Genomic DNA, 25,337 nt, shown 5'->3' on the forward strand with positions numbered 1-25,337 from the left:
ATTTGTCAACGCGCGTGGCGCGCTCCTGCTACAGATAAAACGGCCCGCCCGGACTGCCCGGATACGGCTCGCGCCACTCGCCGTGCGGCACGTCGTCCGCCCGCAACGACGACGCGCCGCGCGGACACACGAGCACGGGACACGCCGCGTCGCGCAGCGTGCGCGACGTCACGTGCCCCGGCAACGGGTGCGGCGCGCCGCGCATGCCGTGCGAACCCATCACGATCAGGTCCGCGTGCCAGCGTTGTGCTTCGTCGAGAATCGCGCTCGACGCATCGCCGGAAGCATCGTCGAACTCGAGCAATGCGGTTTCGGCCGCGCGCCGGCTTTGTTCGAGCATCGCCGCGCCGCGCCGCAAGACATCGATTCGATGCTGCGACACGACTTCGAACGGTAACCATTCGCACCACGCGAAGCGGTCGTCGGCCGCGTAGACGACCTTGATGCGCGCGTCGGGCGGCGCTACCGCGAGCGCGGTGCGCAGCGCGTCGAGCGCGGTGTCGCTGCCATCGATCGCGACCAGCACGCGGCTGACCGCCGAGGCATCGCTCGCGTCGGTCGACCTCGCCTGCATGTACAGCACCGGACGCCCGATCGACGCGACCAGTTCCTCGGGATCGATACGGCTGTCCCAGCGATGTTCACGCGGATGCGCGGCCACCGCGACCAGATCCGCGTCCCATTGCGTCGCCGTGTGGGCGAGCGCTTCGGCCGCGCCCTGATGCAGCGCGGTGAGATCGACGATCTCGGCGTCGGTCGCCGCGACGACGCCGTGCAACGCGATCACCGCGTCGCGCAGCGCGGCCTGCGCGCCGTGCAGCATCGCGCGATGCGCCTCGCACCAGTCCGGATAGCTGAGCATCAGCGTCGGATAAAGCGCGGCAGGATTGCAAACGATATCGACGAGACGAAAGCGCGCATCCGCCGCGACCAACTGCCGGGCGACGCGCGTGCCGAGCGGCAGTCCGCTGCCGCCCGCGGACGCGATCATCACGCGGTGGAAGGTGTTGCGCTCGGCAGCAGTGTTCATCGGCTCTCCTCGGATCGTCGCACCGCGAGGCGGCGCGCCGACCGCATCGCTTCACACCTCGGGCCGTGACGGGGACGCCAACGGTTCGCGCTTACATGATGAACGCCGACGCGGCGCGCGGCTTGATCTGTATCAAGCGCCAACGGCTCGCTAGCGGATCACGAGCGGACCGCGAGCACGGCCGCGCCGGTCAGGTTGCCGTTGCGCAGATCGTCGAGCGCGCGGTTCGCGTCGCGCAACGCGTAAGTCGTGGTCTCGATCGCGAGCTGCATCTCGGCGGCGCTGCGCATGAACTGAAGCCCATCGTCGCGGGTCAGATTCGCGACCGACACCACGCGCCGCTCGCCCCACAGAAACGCGTACGGGAACGACGGAATGTCGCTCATATGAATGCCGCCACACACCACCACACCGCCTTTCGCGACCGCCTGCAACGCCAGCGGCACCAGTGCGCCGACCGGCGCGAACAGCAGCGCGGCGTCGAGTTCGCCGGGCGGTGCCTCGTCGCTGCCGCCGGCCCATGCCGCGCCGAGGCGCAGCGCGAGTTGCCGGGCCGCGTGGTCGCCGGGACGCGTGAACGCATAGACGGTGCGCTGCTGGTGACGCGCCACCTGCGCGACGAGATGCGCGGCCGCGCCGAAACCGTAGATGCCGATCCGTTCGGCGTCGCCCGCCATGCTCAACGTGCGATAGCCGATCAGACCCGCGCACAGCAGCGGCGCGGCCTCGATATCGCTGTAGTGCGGCGGCAGATGAAAGCAGTAGCGGCTATCGGCGACCGTGCGCTCGGCGTAGCCGCCGTCGATCGTGTAGCCGGTGAAGCCGCCGTCGTCGCAGAGATTTTCGCGGGCGGACAGACAGTAGCGGCAGTGGCCGCAGGTGCGCCCGACCCACGGCACGCCGACCCGCTCGCCCACCGTGAAACCGCTGACGCCCGCGCCCAATTCGGCCACCACGCCGACGATTTCGTGGCCAGGAATCACCGGCCGCTTTGGATGCTCGAGCTCGCGGTCGACCAGATGCAGGTCCGTGCGGCACACGCCGCACGCATGAACGTCGATCAGGATCTCGCCGGCACCGGGCCGCGGATCAGGCACTTCCCGCTCGGTCAGCGTCGCCGAGCTGCCGTCGAACACCATCGCTCGCATCGGGTTCTCCTTCAGACTTCGGCGGCGACAAGCTGCCGTCATGGCAGACAGCGAGGCGCGCGCCGTTCTCATCAGCGTAGGCGCGCCATTGTGTCGCGCGATCGGCCCGCGCCGTAGACCGTTTGATCGAAGTCAATGAGGGCGGTTTCGCCGCCCGTACACTGATCTTATTCCTGATACGGGAGTACGTGCCGTGATTGCGCGAATCCGAAACTGTCTGCTCGTGTGCTCGGCGTCCGCGCTGACGGCCGGCGTTGCCTCGATGCGCACGCAGCGGGCCCGCTGCCGACGCGCGATGGCGCCGGCAATGCGAATCAGTTGTATACATTGCGGAGACATGTCATGCGTTTGACTGTTCATCTCGACACGTTCGATCGTGTCAACCCGATGGCCTTCGCCATTCTCTGGCTCGACAAGGACACGCGGCAATGGTCGCGCGAAGGTCATTTCGGGCTCGAGTTGCCCGAATGGGGCGCGTTGCATATGGATTGCGGCAATACGCTCGTGTGCGCGCCGCATAGCTCCGCGCCGGTCTGCGCGCTCGAGGGGCTCGATCTGAATCAGCTCGACGGGCCGTTCGAAGGCGAGGTCGGCCGCGTGCAGTGGTGCGCCGAGCACGGCCGCATCCTGGTGAGCGGGCACTGGCGCGTGCAATGCATCGACGTCGAACGGACGGCACCGGAAAACGGCGTATTCGCAACCGGCGAAGACGCCTGAATCGGCACAGCTCCGGCGTACCGCGTCGCCGATGCCATGACTCGCCGCCGGATATTTCCGTGAGTACGCTCGCAACGATGCGATCGCACTGCGCCCCGCCGAATTCGAACACGTCGCGCTCGGCGAGATCGAGTGCCTGAGCAAGCGACTCGCGCAACATGCTGCGCGCGTTCCCGAGCGGCTGAAAGCGCCGTGGCTGCGCACGCAGATTCGCGCCGCGCACACTACATCGCGATCACCTTGCCAGGGTTCAGGATATTGTGCGGATCGAGCGCGAGCTTGATCGCCTTCATCGCGGCGAGTTCGGCCGGCGAGCGTGACAGGCCGAGCACGCCCAGCTTCTCCTCGCCGATCCCATGCTCGGCCGATACCGAGCCGCCCATTTCCCCCGTCAGTTCATAGACGACGCGCTTGACGTCGTCGATGGCCTCGTCGGTCCAGCCAGGTTCTTGCACCACTACGTGCAGATTGCCGTCGCCGAGATGCCCATAGACGAGGATCGTCGCTTGCGGCCAGCGCGCGCGCAACCGCTCGTCGCAACGCTGCGCCGCGTCGCCCGCCTGCGCGACCGCGAAGCTGATGTCGAACGAGATGCGTCCCGGGATCAGGCGCGGATATTCGGCTGGCGCGTCGCGAATCGCCCAGAACGCCGCGGCGTCCGCGTCCGATTGCGCGATTGCGGCGTCGGCGATCACGCCGGCGTCCAACATGTCGGCGAGGAATTCCTCGAAAGCCGCAGACTGCCGTTCAGGGTCCGCGCCGCAAGTCTCGAGCAATACGTAGTAGGCGTGATCGCTCGCGAGCGGCACGCGCAGTTCGGGCAGGCGTTGCCGCACGAAGTCGCAATAGCTCGGCCACATGACCTCGAACGCGGACACGCCGGCCGGCAGCCGCTCCTGCGCGCGGCCGAGCAGCGTGGTCACCGCCGCGTAGTCCGGCATGCCGCACCATGCGGTCGAGATCGCGCGCGGCTTGGCCCGCAGGCGCAGCACCGCGCGCGTGATGACCGCGAGCGTGCCCTCGCTGCCCGTCAGCAGGTTGCGCAGGTCGTAGCCGGTATTGTTCTTGATCATCTTGCGCTCGCCGCCGATTACGCTGCCGTCGGCGAGCACCGCTTCGACGTCGAGCACCTGGTCGCGCATCATCCCGTAGCGGATCACGCGATTGCCACCCGCATTGGTCGCGATGTTGCCGCCGATCGTGCAACTGCCGCGCGCGCCGAGGTCGAGCGCGAACATGAAGCCTGCGTGATCGGCCGCTTCCTGCACGACCTGCAGCGGTGTGCCCGCGAACACGGTCATCGTCGCGCTGACCGGATCGATGTCGATGACGCCGTTCATCCGCTCGACGCTCAGCGCGACCTCCCCGCCAAGCACGCAGGCGCCGCCCGCGTGCCCGGTCATGCCGCCTTGCGTGACGACCGGCTGCCGGAATTGATGGCAGATCCTGAGCGCGGTGGCGACCTCTTCGGTCGTGCGCGGGCGGATCAGCGCGATCGGATCGGTCGATGGCGTGCCGCTCCAGTCCGCGAACTGCCGCCCGCCAAATTCGGCCGGCAGGCTCACGATGTCCGCGCCGAGCGCAGCGCGCAGCGCGGCGGCGGCTTCGTTACCGCGGGTCGCGGAGATCGGTTCGTGCTGCATCTGGTATCTCCAGTTCGTCAGACGGGCAGAGCCGCTGCGCGCGCTTCACTTCGCGGCCTGAAGCCTGAATAAAGGCGGCGTTCCAATTGCATCCTCCAGTGCGTGATCCATTCGGCTGTTCGGCTGTGTCGCTGCAATGCACCCGCTCAGGTCACCGCGCCGACCTGCCACGGCACGAACTCGCTTTGCCCATAGCCGTGCAGCTCGCTCTTCGTGCGCGTGCCGGACGCGCAGTCGAGCATCATGCGAAAGATCGCTTCGCCGAGTTCGTCGATGCTCGCGCTGCCGTCGATCACGCCGCCGCAATTGATATCGATGTCGTCCTGCTGGCGCTCCCACAACGCGGTGTTGGTCGCCAGCTTCAACGACGGCGACGGCGCGCAGCCATAGGCGGAGCCGCGCCCGGTCGTGAAGCAGATCAGGTTCGCGCCCGAGGCGACCTGTCCCGTCGCCGACACCGGATCGTAGCCGGGCGAATCCATGAACACGAAGCCCTTCGCGGCGATCGGCTGCGCGTATTCGTAGACGTCGACCAGATTCGTCGTGCCGCCCTTCGCGACCGCGCCGAGCGATTTTTCGAGGATCGTCGTCAGGCCGCCCGCCTTGTTGCCCGCCGATGGGTTGTTGTCCATCGCGCCGCCATTGCGCGCGCAATAGTCCTGCCACCATGCGATGCGCGCGAGCAGCTTGTCGCCGACCGCGGCGCTCACCGCACGCCGCGTCAGCAGATGCTCGGCGCCGTAGATTTCCGGCGTCTCCGACAGGATCGCGGTGCCGCCGTGCCGCACGAGCCGATCGACCGCGGCGCCGAGCGCCGGATTCGCGGAGATGCCGGAGTAGCCGTCCGAACCGCCGCACTGCAGACCGACGCATAGATGCGAAGCCGGCACCGGCACGCGCTGCACGCGGTTCGCGTCGGCGAGCATCTCGCGCACCATCGCGATACCGAGTTCGATCGTCTTGCGCGTACCGCCGCTGTCCTGGATCGTGAAGCTGCGCAGCTTCGTCGTGCTGGCGTCGAGACCGCCCGCGGCGAGCACGCCGTCGATCTGATTCGTCTCACAGCCTAGCCCGACGAACAGCACCGACGCGAAGTTCGGATGCACCGCGTAACCGGCCAGCGTGCGACGCAGGATCGCAATGCCCTCGCCTTGCATGTCGATGCCGCAGCCGAGCCCGTGCGTCAAGGCGATCACGCCGTCGACGTTCGGATAGTCGGCGAGCGCGTCGGGACGCACGTCGCGCCGGAAATGATCGGCAATCGCGCGCGCGACCGTCGCCGAGCAGTTCACACTGGTCAGAATGCCGATGTAATTGCGCGTCGCGATGCGGCCGTCGTCGCGGCGAATGCCCATGAAATGCGCGGGTTCGTCGACGTAGACGGTCAGCTGCGCATCGACGCCGAACGCGTGCTCGCGCGCGAACTCCGACATGCCGAGATTGTGCGTGTGAACATGCTGGCCGCGCGCGATCGCCTCACGCGCGACGCCGATGATCTGGTTGTAGCGCTTGACCGGCTCGCCTTGCGCGATGTCGCGCGTCGCGATCTTGTGCCCCGGTGGAATCAGTCCGGCGACGACCAGTTGTTCCGCCTCGATGCGCGTGCCCGGCAACAACTGCCGGGTCGCGATGATGACGTCGTCGCCGGGATGCAGGCGGATGATCGCGGACGCGACGCTAGCTTGAGTCGACATGAAAAGCCTCGAAAACAGGGTTGTCCGTATGCGTTGACACAGAATACGTCAGATCGTGGAGCCCGCGCCCTTCGGCAGATCGCGGCTTTCCGATTCCAGCGGCAGCGGCTCGATGCGTCCCACGATGAAAAGATAGCTGAACGCGCCGAGAAAGCAGAAGCCGCCCGCGACGACGAGCGGGATCGTGAACGAGCCCTTCGTCATCGCGACCATCACGCCGGTGAACGTCGTGATCACGATCCCCGCCAGATTCGACGCAAAGTTCTGGATGCCGCCGATCGACGCGACATGGCGCGGTGTCGGCGCGACGTCGCAGGGCAGCGACCAGATGCTCGCCGCGGCGAACGCGAGGCTGCCATAGGCGATACCGAAGAACGCGAGCATCAGATACGTGTTCTCCGTGAACGCCGACAGCGTGATCACCGACGACACCAGCATGCCGCCGACCATGCAGGTCTTGCGCGCAGCCGTCAGGCTCCAGCCGCGCCGGAACAGCGCGTCGGACACATAGCCGCCGAGCCAGCCGCCCGGAATCGCGATCAGCGCCGGAATCATGCCGAGCGTGCCGAGCGATTTCAGCGAGAAACCGCGCGTCTGCACGAGATAGCTCGGAAACCACGTAATGAAGAAGTAGATCACGAAGTTCAGGCAGAAGAAGCCGAGCATCATGCCCCACAGCGTGCGATGGCGAAACAGCGATGCCCACGTCACGTCGTCCTGGCCGCCTCTCGCTCGAGCCGCCGGCGCAGCGTTGCGCGCGGTCTCCATCGCGTCCTGCACGGGATTCCGATAGATCACGAACCAGCCGACGATCCACACCGCGCCGAGCAAACCGGTGAGGACAAAAGCGGCCTTCCAGCCGAGCGTGCCGATGATCAGCGCGACCACGGGAATCGACAGCGCGGAGCCGACCCGCGAGCCGCTATCGAAGATGCTCGTCGCGATCGCGCGCTCCTTTGGCGCGAACCATTGGCTGACGAGCTTCGTGCAGGATGGATACGCGCCCGCCTCGCCGACGCCGAGCAACAGGCGGCAGCCGAACATGCCCGCGACGCTGGTCGTGACCGCGGTGGCCGCGGTAAACACCGACCACCACCCGACCGCGAGCGGCAACGCGATGCGCGCGCCGACACGATCGACGAACCAGCCGAACGGCATCTGCATCAACGCGTAGGTCCAGAAGAATCCGCTCAGGATGAAGCCCATCTCGGCGGGGCCGATGCCGAGCGCCTTTTCGATTTGCGGCGCGGCGACCGCGAGATTCGCGCGATCGATGTAGTTCACCGCGATCGCGAGAAAGCACAGAAAAATCACTACCCAACGCATCTTCTTCTTCATGAAACCGTCTCCTCCTGGGCTGGCATCTACTCTATTTGGATGAACCATGCGGCCTCGTGGCCGCCGGTGTGCTGCCGGGGTGTGCTGCCGGGGTCTGCTACAGATCTACTGCGGATTTGCGGCCCGCGTCGTTAGCCGTCGTGCGTGCACGCGGCAAGCGCCGCGCTTAGACGCGGTTGCTCGACACGCACGCCAAGCTCGCGCGCGAGTTCGATCACCGGCTTGAAACGCCGCTCTTTCTTTTGCTCGTGATTGCGCGCGATGTCGGCGAGCCGATGATCGAGGAACCGCCGGCATCGCGCGTTCGACGAGCGCGAGTTGGCCGGGTTGTTCGCAAATGACAGTCTTCATCGTCATGGAGAAATTGATCGGGTATCGGGATGCGGAGCGACCAGCAGGGCTGCACGGCTGGCGTCTCCGTGGCGTCAATCCGGCCTTACCAATTTGCAAAAATAACGGCGCGTGCGATACTGGTCAAGCCAATTTACACGGAGTTGGGGAAATCCCGAACACTGTCAGCGCGCCGCCGAGGGCGCGCGGTTTGCGTGCCGGGCGCTTCGATCTACAATCGGCGCTCGCCTTATCGGGCTTGCACAAGCTACATCGCCGGGAATCGTTTCGTGACCGCCAAACCTGCCGACACTCGCCGTCTCTATCTTCAGATCGCCGAAAAATTGCGCGATCTGATCGCTCAGCCGGACTTCGCGCCGAACGGCCGCCTGCCGCCCGAGCGCGCGCTGGCGGAGACGCTCGGCGTGTCGCGGCCGTCGGTGCGTGAGGCGCTGGTCGCGCTGGAACTGGAAGGGCTCGTCGAGATTCGCATGGGCTCGGGCGTCTATCTGTGCGCGACGCCGTCCGCGCAGAATGATGCGTCGCTGTCGCAGGCCGAACTCGGCGATAGCCTGCTCGACATCCTCGGCGCGCGCTGCCTGATCGAAGGCTCGATCGTCGCGAGCGTCGCACCGTTCTGCAAACCGAAAGATCTGAAGATGCTGCGCGCCATCTACAACGAGATGGAGCGCGAAGTAAAGGCCGGCAGAATTCCGGTCGCGGCCGATCGCGCGTTCCATCTCGCGATCGCGCAAATGTCCGGCAATGAGGTGCTCGTGCGCACCGTCAGCTCGCTCTTCGATGCGCGGCATAGTCCGCTGTCGGAAAAGCTGCGCGGCCACTTCGAGAACGAGACGACGTGGGGCGCCGTGCCCGACGAACATCTCGTGATTCTCGAAGCGCTGGAGGCGCACGATGCGATTCAGGCGCAGGCGGCGATGCAGCGTCACTTGAAGCTGTCGTTGGAGCGGGTGATTGCGGGGGGGCAGCGGACGTCTTAGGTGCCGCTGCGGGAATACCGCTGATTCACCAGTGCGCGTCACCCTCAAACGTCGGTATAAACCTGCATCGCAATCCGCTTGCTCTGCGGCTCACCCTCCGAGATCCGGATCAGCTCGCAAGCACGGCTCTCCGGCTGCGCCATGACTGGCGTCCACACCCAGTAGTGATTGCCCGGCAAGCCATTGACCGCCACCACGCGGTGATTGCCCGCGGCATCGATCGCATGGATCGTCACGCGGCTGATCAAGCCGCCCTTGAGCGCGCGCATATCGTCGACCGCTTCGCTGACCGCGCGCTCGACGCTCATGCCCATTTTCATGTAGAGCACCACCGCGCGCGCCGTGCCGGCGCGAATCGTCATCTCGCCCGCGCCCGTGCATGCGCAGGCGCCGTAACGGCTATCGGCATAGGAGCCCGCGCCGATCACGGGGCTGTCGCCGAGACGGCCCGGATATTTCCAGCCCCATCCCGATGTACTCGTGCCGCTCACGACATTGCGCGCGCTGTCCATTGCGAGAAACACGGTCGTGTCCTTGCCGATCTCCGGATCGACCGCGTCGTGGCAATAGCGTTCGAGCGGCACGTTCGGCCACGCGGCCCTGTCGGTCGCGCTGACTTCGCCGTCGAACCAGCGCGCGTATGCTTTGCGCGAATGTTCGGCGAGCAGCTCGCAGCGCTCCGCACCCGTTTCGGCCGCATAGCGCGCGGCGCCCTCGCCGATCAGCAGCTCGTGCGGCAGCCGTTCCATCACCGCGCGCGCGACGCTGACCGGATGCCTGAACCCCTTCAGGCCGCCGACCGCGCCGGTCCGCAGCGTCGAGCCATCCATCACCGACGCATCGAGCTCGACTTCGCCGAGCAGATTCGGCCAGCCGCCACGCCCGACCGTGCGCACCTCTTCGTCATCTTCGACGAGCCGGATGCCTGCCTCGACCGCGTCGAGCCCGGCACCGCCATTGCGCAGCAGTTCCGCGGTCAAGCCGATGCCGGATTTACCTTCGTTGTTGGTCAGAATAATCATGTGTTTGGGTCTTGCAGGCAGAAATGTGCGGAGCCTCAGGGTCAAAGTCCAGCGCGGAAATCCTTGTTCCAGAAGTCGAGCATTTCCGTTTTGTGTTTCATCAGCATCGCGAAGTCGACCGGCACGATCCGCTCCAGCTCCTTGCCCGAGAAGCCCACCGCCTGTTGCAACGACGGCGGCAGGTTCGCGTTCGCGATCGTCGGCGCGTAGCCCATCGATTCGGCGAACGCGCGCTGGGAACGCGGATCGAGCATCGCATTCAGATAGGGAAACGCGCAGGCGGACGATTTACTGCCCGCGGTGACCGCGGCCTCGAACGTGGCCGGTAATGCGCCCTCCTTCGGGAACACGTAATCGACCGCGAGGCCCGCTTTTTTCCACTGCAGCGTGCGCGCCTTCCACGTGACGGTCACGACGATCTCGCCGCTCTTGAGCGCCGACGCCAGTGCATCGACCGACGGATACACTCGCGGCGATGCCTCGCGCAGCGCGCGCAAATACTTCTGCCCGAGCGCGAGATCGCTCGCTTGCCCACCCGAGGCAAGCGCGCCCGCGAGCGTCAGATAGTCATACTGATCATCGACCAGGCCGATTTTGCCCTTGAATTGAGGGTCCAGCAGCGCGGCGAGACCGTCCGGGCGCGTGCGCACCTTGTCGGTATCGTAGACGAGCACGAGCGCGCTGAAGATGTGCGGCACCGCGTAGCTGCGACGAAATTGCGGAATCACGTTGGCAAGGTTCGGCAGCCGCAACAGACGACGTCAGGCCTCGGTGGCCCGATCTGTATTTCATTGGATAGGTGGGGAACGCCGCTGCCGCCGCGAAGCGGCAATCGGTCAGCTCGCTGCCGTCAAGCGCGTATTCACGGCCGCCAGCACTTCTTCGAGCGTCTCCTCCATCACCTTCGACAATTCGTCGAGATGCGGAGCCGGCGCGGCGCCATGCGGCGTGATCTTCAGCGTATAGAAAGGCATTGCGTGTTCGAAGCGGCGCAAGATCAGATTCGAGTCGAGAAAGTCGTACGCCGACACCGGATGCAGCAACCCGATGCCGAGGCCTTCCTTGACCATCGTCGCGATGTTGACCGAATACGGCGCGGTCGCCACCACCTGCGATTGCAGCTGACCGGTCGCGAACACCTGATCCATGCCCCAGCGCACGAGGTCCGGCAGATCGTACGACACGATCGGCTGATTGCGCAGATCCGCCACCTTGATGACCTTGCGCTTGCCCAGCGGATAACCGGCCGGCAACGCGCAGATCGCGTCGAGCTGCGCGAAGGCGGTCGAATCGGTGCCGGTCACGTCGACCGTATTCGTGACGAGACCGAGCGCGAGTTGACGCGACACCACCTGATCGCGAATCAGCGACGATGCCCCGGTCGTCAACGCAATCTGCACGGCCGGATGCCGGCGATGAAAGTTCGCCACGACGCGCGCAAAGTAGCCGAGCCCGAACGATACGACCGAGCCCACGCGAATCACCGCGGTCGACGGATTGCGCAAGCTCAGCGCGAACTCGCGGATGTTGTCCAGGCCGGCATAGCGCCGCTCGACTTCCTCGAACAGCGCCAGGGCTTCGACGGTCGGTTCGAGCCGGCCGCGGCTGCGATCGAACAGCGTGAGACTGGTCGAGCGCTCCAGATCGGTAATCAGGCGGCTGATGCCCGACTGCGAAGTGCCGATGACCTGCGCGGCGCGGGTCGTCGTGCGCGTGAGCATCAGCGCCCTGAATGCGTCGATGTGCCGAAAGTCCATCCGTTCTCTCCGGATTGCATGGGCCGCCGGCGCTTCCCGCTGTCAACCTCGCTCGCAAGGGAGCGCTGCGCATGTCACGCCGGCAAATCAAAGGCATGGATTCTACCGCCCTTCATCACGACCGGAATGCGCTCGCCCTGCCCCAGCAGACAGTCGAGCGACGCAAGCGGATTGCCGTCGACGACGAGCATGTCGGCGTGCGCGCCTGCCGTGATCTGCCCGAGCTGCCCGACCTGGCCGAGCACCTGCGCGCCGACCACCGTTGCGCTACGCAGGATCTCGAGCGGCGTCAGCACTTCGCTGCGCAAGCGGAATTCATCGCTTTGCAGACGCTGCGATTCGCCGAGCAGATCGCTACCGAAGCCCATCGGCACGCCCGCCGCGCGGAAGATTTCGAGCGAACGCAGGCCCGCCTGGCGCACGCTCCCGATCTTCGCGACGCTGTCGGCGGGCAGGCCGAGCGCTTCGCCTTCGTTCTCGAGCGCGTCGTAGGTGACGAGCGTCGGCACCGCGAACGCGCCGTGCTCGGCCATCACCCGCGCAGCCGCTTCGTCGACCAGATTGCCGTGCTCGATCGTGCGAACGCCGCAGCGTACCGCGCGCGCGATCGCCTCGGCCGTGTACGCGTGTGCGAGCACGTAGGTGCCGCGCGCCCGCGCCTCGTGGACGATCGCCCTGATCTCGTCTTCCGAATAGCCCCATGCGCCGACCGGATCGGTGGGCGAGGCGACGCCGCCCGAGGCCATGATCTTGATCTGGTCGGCACCCATCTGCAGCTCTTCACGCACTGCGCGACGCACGGCATCGACGCCGTCGGCGACACGCGATATCGCGCCGACCCGTGCGCAACACGCGCATGGGCTGTCGGTGCCGATGTAGTCGCTGCGGCCGCGCATGTCGCCGTGTCCGCCGGTCTGGCTGATCGCGCGGCCCGATACGAACAGGCGCGGACCTTCGGCGAGCCCCTGTTCCAACGCCTGTTTGAGCGCGAAGCCCGCGCCGCCCGCATCGCGCACTGTCGTGAAGCCACGCCGAAGCATGCCTTGCAACAACGGCAACGACTTCAGCGTGACCAGCACGTTCGGCAAGTTCACCTGTGCCGCGAGATTGAGCTGCGTCGCATGCACGTGCACGTGCAAATCGATCAGGCCAGGCATCAGCGTCTTGCCGCGCAGGTCGATTTCGCGTGCGGACGCGCTGCGGATCGGCCGGTCCGAGACCTCCTTGATGCGTCCGTTTTCCACCAGCACCGCGTGGTCCTCACGCAATTCGCCGGCAGCCGGATCGAGCAGCGCGCAGTGCGAGAACAGAATCGACTCCATCAGGTCTCCTCCCGGTACAAGATCCGGGTCATCTCCAACGTTGAAGGGTGTCGCGCGCTGCGCGACTCAATCGATGGTCGCGTGCGCAAGCGTGCGCGGGGTCTTCGTGAGCAGCTCCGGCGTCGGGCCGGTCACGACCGAATCGTCGAGCCGGAAACCGCCGAGGCCGTACACATAGATGCCGGGCTCCGCCGAGTACACCTCGTTGTCCAGCAGCGCGCGGTGATTGAACGCCATGTCGTCCGGATACTCGTGACCGATGATGCCCATGCCATGCCCCGTGCGATGACGGATGTACTTCGCGCAGCCGGCCTGCTCGATCACCGCCTGCGCGGCCGCGTCGATACCCGAAACCGGCTGACCCGTGACGGCCGCCGCGACGGCCGCCTCGTTGGCCGCGCGCGCGACCTCATGAAAACGCGCCTGCTCGGCGCCCGGTTTGCCGCAGAACCAGGTGCGCTCGTTCTCGATCACGAGACCGTTCAAACGCGGAATCACGATATTGACGAGACCGTCGCCCGCCTTGATCTGCGCGCCGCATGACGCGCCGTCGCCGTGCGGCGACGCCGATGCCGGTCCCGACAAAGTCCAGCAACGCATCACTTCGAGGTTCTCGCCAGGAAAGCGGCGCGCGCCTTCGGTCACCATCAGGGCGGCCATCTGATAGTCGAGTTCCTGAACGAGCCGTCCGGGCCGAATGTTCTCGCGATAGCGGTCCTGCACCCAATCGGCGAGGCTTGCGGCGGCCCGCATGATGGCAATCTCCTCCCGGTGCTTGACCCAGCGCAACGAGCGCAGCTCGGCGAGCATCGGCAGGAACTTCGCGTCCGGCAGCAGCGCCGCCGCGCGGCCGAGCGGACCGCCGGCGGCTTCGACGCCGATTCGCGATGCGCCCAGCCCGGCGGCACGCAAACGCGCGGCGATCAGTTCCGGGACTTCCGCGAGTAGCGGCTGCCGCTCGACCACGCGCGGATGCTCGGAGTAGAACGAGATATCGTCGAGCCACAGATGTCCACGCTCGCGCGCCATCATCACGTGATGCGTCGACAGCTCGTTCATGATCGCGAACGGCTCGCCCGACAGCGGCACGCACACGGCGATCGGCCGCTCCCAGGTCTGCACGTCGACGTGGAAATTGGTCGCCCACTGGAAGAAGTCGGCGGACGTGAAGATCAGCGCATCGACTCGCTGACGTTCCATCAGTTTTTGCATCAGGTCGTGACGGTAAGCGCGAGTCTTGTCGGTGAGGATTGGCATCTGTCGTTCCTTCAGGAAGAAGAATTAAGGAGAGGCGCATCCCACCCACCAGCCCGCGGCGCGCCCTGCCAGTTCAGGTCATCATCGTCTTCGCGTAGCGCCGCTGGATGATCCAGTGCGACGACAGCGCCAGCGCAAACGTGACGACCATCGATACGATCGACAGCACGGCCCCGAACGGCCAGTTGTTCGCCTTGGCGATCTGGTCGTAGATTGCCGGCGTCATCATCGTGATGCCGGTGCCGCCGAGCAGAACCGGTGTCGCGTACGCGTTCATGCACAGAATGAACACGAGCATCGTGCCGGCCGCGACGCCGGGCGCCGCGATCGGCAGCACGACGCGCGCGAGCGTCTGAGCGAAGTTCGCGCCGAGATTGCGCGCGGCTTCCTCGATCGAGAAATCGAGGCCTTCGAGCACGCTCTGCAAGGTCAGGATCATGTACGGCAGAACCACGGCGGTGGTGCCGGCCACCACCGCGAACGGCGTATACAGCAGCCGCACCGGTTGATCGACGAGGCCGAGCGCCATCAGCATCGCATTGACGAAACCCGCGTTGCCGAGCATGACCATCCAACCCGCCGCGCGCACGACGTTGCCGACCAGCAGCGGAAACACCAGCAGCATCACCAGTTGGCTCTTGAAGCGGCTCTGCGTTTTAGCAAGCACATAGGCGACCGGAAAACCGAGTACGAGCGACAGCGCCGTGCACAGCGCGGCCACCTTGATCGTGGTCCACAGCACCGCGTGGTAGTACGGATCGGTCAGAAACTGGACGTAGTTCTCGAGCGTGAACGCCGCCTGCATCATCTGGACCGAGTCGAAATGATTGAAGCTGTAGCGCACCAGTTGCACGCCCGGCAGCACGATCACGAATAGCACGACCAACACGGCGGGCGCAGCGAGCAGGCCCCCGGCGAAGTCGCGGCGCCGCGGCGCGGCGTTCAGTGCGCTCGTCGTCATGGTTCAAAGTCCCGGCTTGAATTCCTTGTTCCAGAAGTCGAGCAGCGCCGGTTTTTCCGCAGTGAAACGCGCGTAGTCGACTTTCACGAGGCGATCGAGCTCGGCATTCGTGAAGCCGACGCTCTGTTGCAGCGTCGGCGGCAAGGCCGCATCGGTGACGGTCGGCGCATAGCCCATCGTCTCGGCGAAGCCGACCTGCGCGCGCGGATCGAGCATCGCGTTCAGATAGTTGAAGCCGCACGCACGCGTCGGCGCGTTCTTCGGCACGGCGGCCTCGAACGTGACCGGCACGCCGCCCTCTTTCGGGAACGCGTAGTCGACCGGCACGCCGCCTTTTTTCCACTGCAGCGCGCGCGCTTTCCACATGCAGGTCATCCAGATTTCGCCGCTTTTCAGCGCCGCCGCGACCGTTTCGTTCGACGGATAGACCTTCGGCTGCTGCTTGCGCACCTCGCGCAGAAACTGGATACCGGCCGCCGTGTCGCCATTGTGCTGGCCCGCCGCGAGCGAAGACTGCAGCACGTTGAAGTTGTACAGAATGTCGGAAAAACCCACCCGTCCCTTCAGTTTCGGATCGAGCGCGACCGCGAGCGAATCGGGCTTCGCCTGAAACTTCTCCGGGTTGTAGACGATCACCATCGCACTGAAGATGTGCGGAATCGAATACGGGCGGCGCAGCGCTTCGATCGTGCGCGCCGAGTTCGGCACCAGTTTCGTGTCGAGCGGTTCGAGCACCCCAGAACGGTTGACGTCGAACATGTCGATGTCGGCGAGACAGGCGACGTCGAGCGAACCGTGACGCGACATCTTCTCCGCGCGCAGCTTCGTCATGCGGCCGATCTGATCCGCCGAGTCGTACGTGACGCGACCGCCAGCGGCCTCGATGATCGGCTTGCCGATGTTCTGTTCGAGCAGGTTCAGATAATCGCCGCCCCACGTGCCGACGACGACGTTGGGGCAAGCGTCGGCCGCCAGCGCCGTACGCGGATCGAAACCGAGCGACGGAGCGACGAGCAGACCGGAAGCAGCTTTCAGAAACGTGCGGCGCGTGATGGGATAGCTCATTTAATGGTCCTTCAGGCGGAAAAAAGCAGGCAGTCTTCGGTTCTGAAGCACGCGTGCAGCGTGTCGCCCGGCGACCATGCGCCGGCACCGGCGTGCGCGGTGTTCGGCACGAGCGCGACGAGGCTCTGGCCGCGCTCGCTCGTGAGGCGCAATTCGACGGTCGCGCCGAGATAGATCCGGTCGGCCAGCCGGACCGGGATCGACGCTTCGCTGTGCTCGGGCCGCCGCGGCGAGACGCAGGCGCTCGGGTCGGATGCCGAGCGTGTTGGCATTGCGCGCGGCCGCGTTGACCGTGATCTTTTCGCCGTTCGCGGTGATGAACTGGCCGTTGTCGACGTGGCCCGCGAGGAAATTCATGCGGCCCAGGAAGCTCGCGACGAACGGATTGGCGGGCCGCTCGTACAACGCGTCCGCGCTGCCGATCTGCTGCACGCGTCCGTCGTGCATGACGGCCACGCGGTCCGCCATCGCAAGTGCTTCCTCCTGATCGTGCGTGACGAAGATCGTCGTGAGACCGAGACGCTGCTGGAGCGCGCGAATTTCTTCTCGAACCTCGACGCGCAGCTTCGCGTCGAGGTTCGACAACGGCTCGTCGAGCAGAAATACGTCGGGCCGGATCGCGAGGGCGCGCGCAATCGCGACGCGCTGCTGCTGGCCGCCGGACAACTGCCGGGGATAGCGTTCGGCGAGCGAGCTCAGCCGCACCATGTCGAGCGCCTCGCGAATGCGCGTGTCGCGCTCCGCCTTCGGTACACGCCGCATTTCCAGACCGAACGCGACGTTCTGCGCGACGGTCATGTGCGGAAACAACGCATAGCGCTGAAACACCATGCCGGTATTGCGCTTGTCGGGTGCGAGCCGGGTGACCTCGGTGTTGCCGATCCAGATTTCGCCGTCGCTCGGCTCGACGAAGCCCGCGACCATGCGCAGCGTCGTCGTCTTGCCGCAGCCGCTCGGGCCGAGGAACGCGACCAGCTCGCCCTCGGCGATATCGAACGACACGTCGGCGACCGCGGTCGTCGCACCGTACTGCTTGCGCAGATTGCGCAGGGATACCTGAGCCATGATCAGATCACCTTGCCGAGCTTCACGAAACGATCGGTGATCAGCATCACGATGCCAAGCAGCACGATCTGCGCGGCCGATACCGCCGCAATGGTTGGGTCGAGATTGAATTCGAGGTACTGCATGATTGCGATCGGCAACGTCGTCTTGCCGGGGCCGACGAGCGGCAAGGTCATCTCGAGGTTCTCGAACGAGACGATGAAGCCGAACAGCGTGGACGCGACGATCGCCGGCCGCAGCATCGGCAGCGTGACGCGCCACAGCGTGCGCCACGCACCGGCGCCGAGATTGCGCGCCGCCTCCTCGACGGTAGTGTCGAGCTGGCCCAGGCTCGCGGTGACGAGCCGGATCGTCCATGGGATCGTCAGGCAGATATGCGCGAGCAGCAGGCCGCCGAATGTGCCGACGATGTCGGTGTCGAGCGCATTCTCGGCGCGCAGGTAGAACAGATAGGTCGCAATGCCGGCGACGATACCAGGCACGACTAGTGGCAGCAGCAGCGTGTTGCTGACGAGGCGACGCCCAGCAAACCGGTAGCGCGCAAGCGCGAGCGAGGCGGCGACACCGAGCACCACGCCGCCGATCGCGGCGCCGACCGCGAGCTTCAGCGACAGCACGAAACCATGCGCGAACGCGTCGTTACGCCATGCGTTGACGTACCACGACAGCGTGTAGCCGGACGGCGGGAACGTGATGATCGCGTCCTTGAAGAAGCTCAGCCAGATCACGAAGATCAGCGGGCTCAGCATGAACAGATAGATGAGCGCGACGCCCGCCCTGACGAACCATTTCGCCGGGGACAGACGTGGGTGGGACAAAGCGCGCGCGGAAACGATGCTGCTACCGTCGATCGGAACCTGCGTCACCGCGCTTTCTCCTTGGTCGGGATTACACGTTGGGGTGTGTCCGGCGGGGTGGCGACGTCAGGCCACGCCCGCTTCGCCTCGGCTGGTCACAATGTAAATTTGCATAGCCTGACGAACTGTGATTCACAGTAGCATGAATAAAAAAAGGAGCAAAGCGGGTTCTGGCTAGACGCGCGCTGGGGTTTACGCGGGCGCCGGTCGCCCAGGGAAAAGGTGTTTGCGCCGGAATGGCAAACGTGTTGACCGTCGAGGTGGCTTGTATCAGCGCGCCACCGCTGCCCGTGCCCTGCCCGACTTCACGCGCCAGTTCGCGAGCGCGCCGAGCGCCATCAGCACGCTGGTGCCGAGAAACACCGCGCGCATGCCGACGTGTCCGCCGACGAAACCGCCCAGCAACGGGCCGGCCACCTGCCCCGCGTATTGCGACGACACCGAGTACCCAAGGATCGCGCCCGTCACGCTCGCCGGCACGTTATGGCGGATCACGCTCGCGATGCACGGCAACAGGCCGCCCAGTGCCATCCCCATCAGGAAACGCAGCACGATCAGCTGCCAGCTCGCGCTGACGAACGCCTGCGGAACGAGCAACACCGCCGATACGGCGAGGCAGCCGACGATCACATTCCAGTGCCCGGCGCGATCGGCGAACTTGCCGAGACGCGACGACGAGATCACGCTGCCGAGCGCCGCGCCCGACATCACGAAGCCCGCGACCATCGTCACGCTTTGAGGCTTCGTGAGCTGGGCGACGTAGACGGTGATGATCGGCTCGATCGACATATTCGCGACCATCAGCAGCAGACCCGTGGCAAGCATCGCGATGGCCGGCCGCTTGTCGTCCACCGAGGCCCACGCGCCCTGCTTCGGCGCGCTGTCCGCGCGCTTGCGAACCGGCATTTCGCGAATCAGAAACGCCGTCGCGAGAAAGGCGACGAAGATCGCCGCGCCCGAGGCCCAAAAGGTCGCGCGGATGCCGATCAGCGGCGGCAGGAAGCCGCCGATCAGCGGGCCGACCAGATTGCCCGCCATGATCCCCGACGACAGCACGCCGAGCGCCCAGCCCGAACGCGCCTTCGGCGTCTGCGTCGCGACGAGGATCATCGAGCCCGACGCATAGCCGCCGAGCAATCCGGCGAGCAGCCGCAACGCGACCAGCTGCCATGCCGAGTGCGCCATGCCGATCAGCGACATCGCGACCGCCATGCCGAGGCTCGAGCGGATCAGCATCAGCTTGCGGCCGTAGAGGTCCGCGAGCTTGCCCCACAGGGGCGCGACGAGCGCGGCGCTGAAGAAGGTCGCGCCGAACGCGGCGCCGGACCACTGCACGATCGCCGCATGACCCTTTACGCCGAGCTGCTCGACATAGAGCGGCAGGAACGGCAGCAGCAGCGTCATCGCGACGATGGTCGTGAACGAGCCGAACACGCACACGCACAGATTGCGCTGCCAATGCGCGGCGGCTTCATCGCCGGCCGGCGGGGCGGCCTTGGCTGTCGCCGTGGCCTGCGCCTGCGGCGGCACCGGTTCAGCCGATGGTACGTCGAGCTTGCGATTCATCTTCGAGGCTTTCCAGGGTGACGAGGGTCTGTTCGAGCTATCCAAAGCATCGTAACGGGCTGCGCCGCCGCCAGGCAGTCAACCCATCATCCTGGTATCGCGACTACCTCTTCGGAACGCGCGGGCCTGGCTGCGCGCCTCGTTTGCAACTAGTGGCCCGCGGGCGACGTGCTGTGCGACGTCTGCGGCGCGGCCGCCGCCGATGCCGCCGCATCCGACACCCCCACCGCGCCGCCCGGCAGATCGGCCGGCCGCGTCGAACTCACCGCATCCGGATAGAGCTGCATCAGCACCCGCAGCACGCCATTGGTCCAGCCGAAGCCGTCCTGCAGCGGATACTCGCCGCCCCCCGCCGACTTGCCGCTCGCGTCGACGTCGTACTTCTCGACCAGCTTGCCGGTGCGCTGGTAGTACGCGACGTCGGTGCGGATCCAGCGCGTCGCGATATCGCGCGCGAGCTCCGGCTCGCTATAGCGGCGCAGCCCGATCACCGCGAGGTACTGCAGCGGCGCCCAGCCGTTCGGCTCGTCCCACTGCTGGCCGGTGTTGGTCCGCGTCGTCGCGAGACCGCCCGGACGCAGCAGATCGCGCCGGATCGTCTGCGCCACTTCGCGCGCGTCGTTGCGTGTCGCGACGCCGGCGTAAAGCGGGTACACCGTCGCGGCAGTAAGCCGGTGCGTGAGCGTGCGGTGCACGAAGTCGTAGTCGCCGAAAGCGTGCAGTTGCGGATCCCACAGCACCCGGCGGATCGCATCGGCGCGCACCCGGGCGCGTAGTTCGAGGTTCTCGGCGTGGCCTGCATCGCCGGTCACACGGTAGGCTTTCGCGAGCGTGCGTTCGAGGTCCACCATCAGGCAGTTCAGGTCCACTGGCACTAGCGAGGTCACGTCGATGCTCGCGAGCGTCCTGCCGTCGGCGAACCAGCGCGAGCTGAAGTCCCAGCCGGTTTCGCCGCCCGCGCGCAGGTTGCGCCACAAATCCTGCGCATCGCGTTGCGGCATCCGCTGCGCCGTCATCACATCCTCGCGGTACGACTCGTCGCGCGGCGCCGCGCGCTCGTCCCAGTAGCGATTGAGCAGCGTGCCGTCGGCGAGGCGCACGAGATGGTGGGCCGCGTTGCCCGGTGCGAGATGGTCGCTGCCGGCCATCCAGTACGCGTATTCACGGCGCAGCTCGGGCAGATAGCGGGCGTAGACCTGATCGCCCTCCTTGCGCGCGACGAGCTGCACCATCTGCGCGAAGAACGGCGGCTGCGAACGGCTCAGGTAATACGTGCGATTGCCGTTGGGGATGTGGCCATAGCGGTCGATCAAGGTCGAGAAATTGTTCAGCTCGTCGTCGACGAGCGCGTGCTGGCCGCTCGCGTCGAGCCCCAGCAGGATGAAGTACGAGTCCCAGTAGTAGATCTCGTCGAAGCGGTCGCCCGGCACGATGTACGGCGACGGCAGCGGCAACAGCGACGAGTACGGGCTCGCGCTCGCATCCGGTGCGCGGCGCAGCACGCTCCACAGCGTATCGATGTGCGCGGTGACGCTCTCGTCAGGATCGGACGCGTAGCGCTTCGGCGCGCGCGGGGGCAGCGTGAAGCGCTGTTCGACAAATTGTTTCAGGTCGAAGCGCGGCTGAGCACGCTGGCTGTCGTAGTCGGCGATGACCTGGGTCGGCGGCTCGCCTGGCGACATATCGGCGAACGTCTTGCTGTCCGGGTAAAGATGCGCGAGTTCGACGTCGCGATACAGCTCGCCGTACAGCTCGGACGGCGGCGTCGGCACGACCGGCGACGGCTGCGCGTGATTTGTGTTTTCGACGTGCCGGTCCGCTGCGCTGCTGGCGGCATTCGCGGCGGCGGCCGATGCGGGCAGCGTAACGGCCGGCACGGCCGGCTGGGTCTGCGCAACCGTCGGCGCGGATTGCGCAATGACGCTGGTGCTTGCGGCGAGCGCCAGCGCGGCGGCCACGTTGGCTACAACGCGGTGGTACGGCCGCTCGCGGGAACACCAAACGGGAAGATCGTAACGAAATGGCATCGGCGGACCCGTTGAGGACGACGCGGTGACGTCGACGTAGGCGGCCCGCCGCGCGCGCCGATGACATGCTGCACGCTGCCGCGGGGCTTCGAGACGGTCTCGCCAGCAAGTGCGGGGCCCGCTTCGCAAAACGATGTCGCGCGCCAGCGTTTCTCACCAAACTGCGCTCAAGGCATGAGCCTTCATCAGGCCGTGCATCCCGCCGTGCGCGCTGCCATTCAGAATCCAGCGCGGCCCGGTCCGGCGCCGGCTTGCGGCCCGCTCATTTTAAGCGGAAACCCAGCTTAGCCTCCGGTCCGGAATCCTAGTGACGCCGCCTTCGCGCGCAGATCCGCGAAGCGGTCCGCCGTCGGGTTGATCGCCAGCTTTTGCGACTGATCGATCGCCGCTACGGAGCTTGAGGGCGAAGGTGCCGCCGCCCCCAGACAGATCCCGCCGAACGGCCCTTGGGCGACCGTGAACGCGGGAGCGTCGGTGCGCGGCGCGTCGTCGAGATCGAGCGCGTAGGCAAGATTGAACGTCGCCGGATCGCTGCCGCGCACGCCAAGCGGCTGTAAGTCGAAGCGCCATTGCAGCAGCGCGTGAATCGAGCTGGGGTCGAACGGATAGCGCGTGATCGAGTTCGCGCGCACGCGCGGGCCAAGCAGCGCGAGCGGCACGCGAAAGCCGAGCTTGCCGTCGTTGCCGAGTGTGAGCTCGCCGTTGCTGATCGGCCTGGTGGGCGGCACCACGTGCTCGAGAAAGCCGCCCCATTCGTCGTAGACGACGATCATCAGCGTGCGGCTCCACGTCGGGCTCGTGCGCAGCGCCTCGTAGACCTGCGCGAGAAACGCCTCGCCGTCGCGGATGTCGGCATGCGGATGATCGTCGGCGGAAACACCTTCCGGCTCGCCCGCGAAGGACGGATCGACCATGCAGAACGGCGGCAGCGTCCCGGCCGCGGCATTCACGAGGAAATCCGCAAACGGGCGCGAAATGCCCAGATAACGCGTGCCATAAAGCGCCGTGAACGGCACGTCGTGGTAGTAGTAGCGACAGTCGATATTGCCGTCGCTCAGCTTGTCCCAGATCGTGGCGAGCGACGAAGTGTCGGTGCTGTCGTCGAGCCGATCCGTTGCGCCGCTATGCAGATAGAGGCGATTGGGAAAGGTGCTGGTCAGGATGCCGCTGAAGTAGAAGTCGCCGATCGTATAACTGCTCGCCACGGCGTTGAAAAATTGAAGATCGGCCGACGTGTAGTAGCCGATAGGCAGCAGGTCGCACGTGCGTTGCCGCGAGAAGGGCCGCTCGCAAGGATTGCGACGCCGCGAATACTCGACGTATTCGCAAGGAGCATGACGCAGCGAGCGGCCCTTCTCGCGGCAACCCCAGTTCTGAATTTCATTCCAGGGGAATGCCCGCTATCGGCCGCATGGCGGCGGTTACGGTGCTCACGCAGCCTGGTCACGCCAACCAGACTGACGAACTTACAGGAGACCACTCCTACTCGATGCCCGAATTGGCCGAGGAGTATCGAAGCAGGCCCGCCGCTGCTCCACGCTGGCTGAACGGCGCGCTCTAGATCTCCACGCGCGCGCCGACTTCGATCACGCGATTGGCCGGTAGTTTGAAGAACGCCGCGATATTGCCCACGTTGTGCAGCATCACCGCGAAAAGCCGCTCGCGCCATAGCGCCATGCCATGGCCGCGTTTGGGTACCACGGCCGCGGCGGCTCAGGAACCACGATGTGTCGTCCAGGTTGAAGGCCAGTTCCGGCGATTTGTAGGCGGCCAGCGTGCGCGGCAAGTCCACTTCGTCCTTGAATCCGTACTTCACCGTTGCGTGCCAGCAACCCGTGCACAGCGGCCTGATCTGCACGCGCTCGCTGTCGGCCACCCACGGCACGTTCTTCGTTATGACGCTCAGGAAAACCGTGCGCTCGTGCAGCACACGGTTGTGCCGCAGGTTGTTGACGAGCGCGTGCGGCACCGCGTCGGCGTCCGGCGTCAGGAAGATCGCCGTGCCGCCCACGCGCGTCGGCGAACTTTCGAGCAGCGCAGCGAGGTACGGCTTGAGCGGCGTCTTTCCCGCCCGCACGCGCGCTTCGGCCAGCATCATTTCCCAGCCGCGTCCCCACGTCGCCATGACCGTGAACACGATCGCGCCGATCACGAGCGGGAACCAGCCTCCATCGACGATCTTGAGCAGATTAGCCGAGAAGAACAACGCGTCGATCACGAAGAAGAACGCGGTGGACAGCAGGCACAGCAGCCAGTTGTAGCGCCACGCGTAACGCACGACGAAGAACGTCAGGAACGTGGTGATGAGCATCGTGCCGGTCACGGCGATGCCATACGCGGACCCGAGCGCCGTGGACGAGCGGAAGCCCAACACCGCCCCAACCACGGCGATCAACAGGATCCAGTTGATGCCGGGCACGTAGATTTGCCCGATCTCGCGCTCCGACGTATGCACGACGTTCATGCGCGGCAGGAAGGAAAGCTGCATGGCCTGCATCGTCATCGAATAGGTACCCGAAATAACGGCCTGCGAGGCGATCACGGTGGCGATCGTCGCCAGCACGATCATCGGCACGATGGCCCACTGCGGGAACAGGCGGTAGAACGGGTTTTGCACCGCGCCGGGATTCGCCAGCAGCAGCGCGCCCTGGCCCAGATAGTTGAGCGCGAGCGCGGGAAAAACGACGCCGAACCAGGTGAGGCGGATGGGTCGCTTGCCGAAATGGCCCATGTCGGCGTAGAGCGCCTCGGCGCCCGTCAGCGAGAGCACCACCGCGCCGAGCGCGACGAACGCGAGCCAGCGGTGATGCATGACGAAGCCGAGCCCTTCCAGCGGATTGAGCGCATACAGCACGACCGGCGCGGCCATGATGTTCGAGACGCCCGCCACGCCGATCACGACGAACCAGAGCACCATCACGGGCCCGAACACGGCGCCGATGCCGCCCGTGCCGTGCTTTTGCGTGACGAACAGGATGATGAGCGCGGCGAGCGTCACTGGAATCACATAGGTCTTGAGCCCGGGCTCGACGACTTGGAGCCCTTCCACGGCGCTCAGCACGGAAATGGCCGGCGTGATCACGCTATCGCCGAAGAACAGCGCCGCGCCCATCACGCCCACCACGAGGAGGCCGCGACGCAAACGCGGCCGCGACGCGATCGACGACGCCGCGAGCGCGAGCAGCGCCATGATGCCGCCTTCGCCATGATTATTCGCCCGCAGGATCAGTACGACGTACTTGAGCGAAACGACGATCATCAGCGACCAGAAGATCAGCGAGACGATGCCGACGATATTGAAAGCATTGAGCGTGAGACCGTTGCTGGGATCGAACACGGTGGCGAGCGTATAGAGCGGGCTCGTGCCGATGTCGCCATAGACCACGCCGAGCGCGGCCAGCGCGAGCGCTGGCAGAGCCGGCGAGGCTTCGCCGTGGCCTTCCTTCGCCGGCGCGGCGGTTGAGGAATGTGCCATGTCTGCCTCCTCATACGAATCGCGCGTGAGCCGTGAGGGCCGCGCCGCGGGTTCGCTTCGAT

The 25,337-nt window shown here is 66.0% G+C and carries 17 protein-coding genes and 5 pseudogenes; 2 read left to right on the plus strand and 20 right to left on the minus strand.

Going from position 1 to position 25,337, the window contains the following annotated elements:
* Positions 1–28: 28 nt before the first annotated feature.
* Positions 29–1,030 (minus strand): universal stress protein, encoded by a 1,002-nt coding sequence (locus tag OKW30_RS02075; protein WP_429345824.1) that lies wholly within the window; start codon positions 1,028–1,030, stop codon positions 29–31.
* Between the two features lie 158 nt (positions 1,031–1,188).
* Positions 1,189–2,178, minus strand: coding sequence for a zinc-dependent alcohol dehydrogenase family protein (locus OKW30_RS02080; protein WP_429345825.1), 990 nt, complete (start codon positions 2,176–2,178; stop codon positions 1,189–1,191).
* A 342-nt stretch (positions 2,179–2,520) separates the two neighbouring features.
* On the opposite strand from OKW30_RS02080, the gene OKW30_RS02085 reads away from it, so the two are divergent.
* On the plus strand, positions 2,521–2,895 hold the full coding sequence (locus OKW30_RS02085) for a DUF3564 domain-containing protein (protein ID WP_184069530.1): 375 nt from the start codon (positions 2,521–2,523) through the stop codon (positions 2,893–2,895).
* Between the two features lie 46 nt (positions 2,896–2,941).
* Here OKW30_RS02085 and OKW30_RS02090 read toward each other — a convergent pair.
* The 5 genes and pseudogenes from OKW30_RS02090 to OKW30_RS02110 all read right to left on the minus strand — a co-directional run.
* Positions 2,942–3,064 (minus strand): annotated as a pseudogene (locus OKW30_RS02090) (RNA polymerase sigma factor); the annotation flags it as partial.
* A gap of 55 nt (positions 3,065–3,119) precedes the next feature.
* Complete coding sequence (locus tag OKW30_RS02095; protein ID WP_429345826.1) at positions 3,120–4,538, minus strand: FAD-binding oxidoreductase; 1,419 nt, start codon at positions 4,536–4,538, stop codon at positions 3,120–3,122.
* Between the two features lie 146 nt (positions 4,539–4,684).
* A complete protein-coding gene (locus tag OKW30_RS02100) occupies positions 4,685–6,232 on the minus strand; it encodes a UxaA family hydrolase (RefSeq protein ID WP_429345827.1) in 1,548 nt (515 codons plus the stop codon).
* Between the two features lie 48 nt (positions 6,233–6,280).
* Positions 6,281–7,570 carry an MFS transporter gene (locus OKW30_RS02105; protein ID WP_429345828.1) on the minus strand — a complete coding sequence of 430 codons (1,290 nt, stop codon included), beginning with the start codon at positions 7,568–7,570 and terminating at the stop codon, positions 6,281–6,283.
* Between the two features lie 131 nt (positions 7,571–7,701).
* A pseudogene (locus tag OKW30_RS02110) lies at positions 7,702–7,857 on the minus strand (mannitol dehydrogenase family protein); the annotation flags it as partial.
* Between the two features lie 333 nt (positions 7,858–8,190).
* On the opposite strand from OKW30_RS02110, the gene OKW30_RS02115 reads away from it, so the two are divergent.
* Entirely contained in the window at positions 8,191–8,901 is a 711-nt protein-coding gene (locus OKW30_RS02115) for a FadR/GntR family transcriptional regulator (RefSeq protein WP_429345829.1), read from the plus strand.
* 44 nt (positions 8,902–8,945) lie between these two features.
* On the opposite strand, the gene OKW30_RS02120 is transcribed toward OKW30_RS02115, so the two are convergent.
* From OKW30_RS02120 to OKW30_RS02180, 13 genes and pseudogenes are all read right to left on the minus strand, one after another.
* Positions 8,946–9,923, minus strand: coding sequence for a N(4)-(beta-N-acetylglucosaminyl)-L-asparaginase (locus OKW30_RS02120; protein ID WP_429345830.1), 978 nt, complete (start codon positions 9,921–9,923; stop codon positions 8,946–8,948).
* A 41-nt stretch (positions 9,924–9,964) separates the two neighbouring features.
* Positions 9,965–10,675 carry an ABC transporter substrate-binding protein gene (locus OKW30_RS02125; RefSeq protein WP_429345831.1) on the minus strand — a complete coding sequence of 237 codons (711 nt, stop codon included), beginning with the start codon at positions 10,673–10,675 and terminating at the stop codon, positions 9,965–9,967.
* 84 nt (positions 10,676–10,759) lie between these two features.
* A complete protein-coding gene (locus OKW30_RS02130; RefSeq protein WP_429345832.1) occupies positions 10,760–11,680 on the minus strand; it encodes a LysR substrate-binding domain-containing protein in 921 nt (306 codons plus the stop codon).
* 74 nt (positions 11,681–11,754) lie between these two features.
* Complete coding sequence (locus tag OKW30_RS02135) at positions 11,755–13,002, minus strand: amidohydrolase family protein (RefSeq protein WP_429345833.1); 1,248 nt, start codon at positions 13,000–13,002, stop codon at positions 11,755–11,757.
* Positions 13,003–13,068: 66 nt separating this feature from the next.
* Positions 13,069–14,259, minus strand: a complete 1,191-nt coding sequence (locus OKW30_RS02140; RefSeq protein WP_429345834.1) for a M24 family metallopeptidase — start codon at positions 14,257–14,259, stop codon at positions 13,069–13,071.
* 73 nt (positions 14,260–14,332) lie between these two features.
* Complete coding sequence (locus tag OKW30_RS02145) at positions 14,333–15,220, minus strand: ABC transporter permease (RefSeq protein ID WP_429345835.1); 888 nt, start codon at positions 15,218–15,220, stop codon at positions 14,333–14,335.
* Positions 15,221–15,223: 3 nt separating this feature from the next.
* On the minus strand, positions 15,224–16,285 hold the full coding sequence (locus tag OKW30_RS02150) for an extracellular solute-binding protein (RefSeq protein WP_090810835.1): 1,062 nt from the start codon (positions 16,283–16,285) through the stop codon (positions 15,224–15,226).
* 11 nt (positions 16,286–16,296) lie between these two features.
* A pseudogene (locus tag OKW30_RS02155) lies at positions 16,297–17,350 on the minus strand (ABC transporter ATP-binding protein).
* A 2-nt stretch (positions 17,351–17,352) separates the two neighbouring features.
* The gene (locus tag OKW30_RS02160) at positions 17,353–18,216 is read right to left on the minus strand and encodes an ABC transporter permease (RefSeq protein WP_187626937.1); all 864 of its coding nucleotides are present in this window, start codon (positions 18,214–18,216) and stop codon (positions 17,353–17,355) included.
* Between the two features lie 261 nt (positions 18,217–18,477).
* Positions 18,478–19,773, minus strand: coding sequence for an MFS transporter (locus OKW30_RS02165; RefSeq protein WP_429345836.1), 1,296 nt, complete (start codon positions 19,771–19,773; stop codon positions 18,478–18,480).
* A gap of 149 nt (positions 19,774–19,922) precedes the next feature.
* Positions 19,923–21,731, minus strand: coding sequence for an alpha,alpha-trehalase TreA (gene treA / locus OKW30_RS02170; RefSeq protein WP_429345837.1), 1,809 nt, complete (start codon positions 21,729–21,731; stop codon positions 19,923–19,925).
* A 353-nt stretch (positions 21,732–22,084) separates the two neighbouring features.
* Positions 22,085–23,065: pseudogene (locus OKW30_RS02175) on the minus strand (alkaline phosphatase family protein); the annotation flags it as partial.
* 292 nt (positions 23,066–23,357) lie between these two features.
* A pseudogene (locus OKW30_RS02180) lies at positions 23,358–25,275 on the minus strand (potassium transporter Kup).
* Positions 25,276–25,337 lie beyond the last annotated feature (62 nt).

Origin of the sequence: Paraburkholderia sp. Clong3 (assembly GCF_050436485.1) — a bacterium.
GTDB lineage: Bacteria > Pseudomonadota > Gammaproteobacteria > Burkholderiales > Burkholderiaceae > Paraburkholderia > Paraburkholderia tuberum.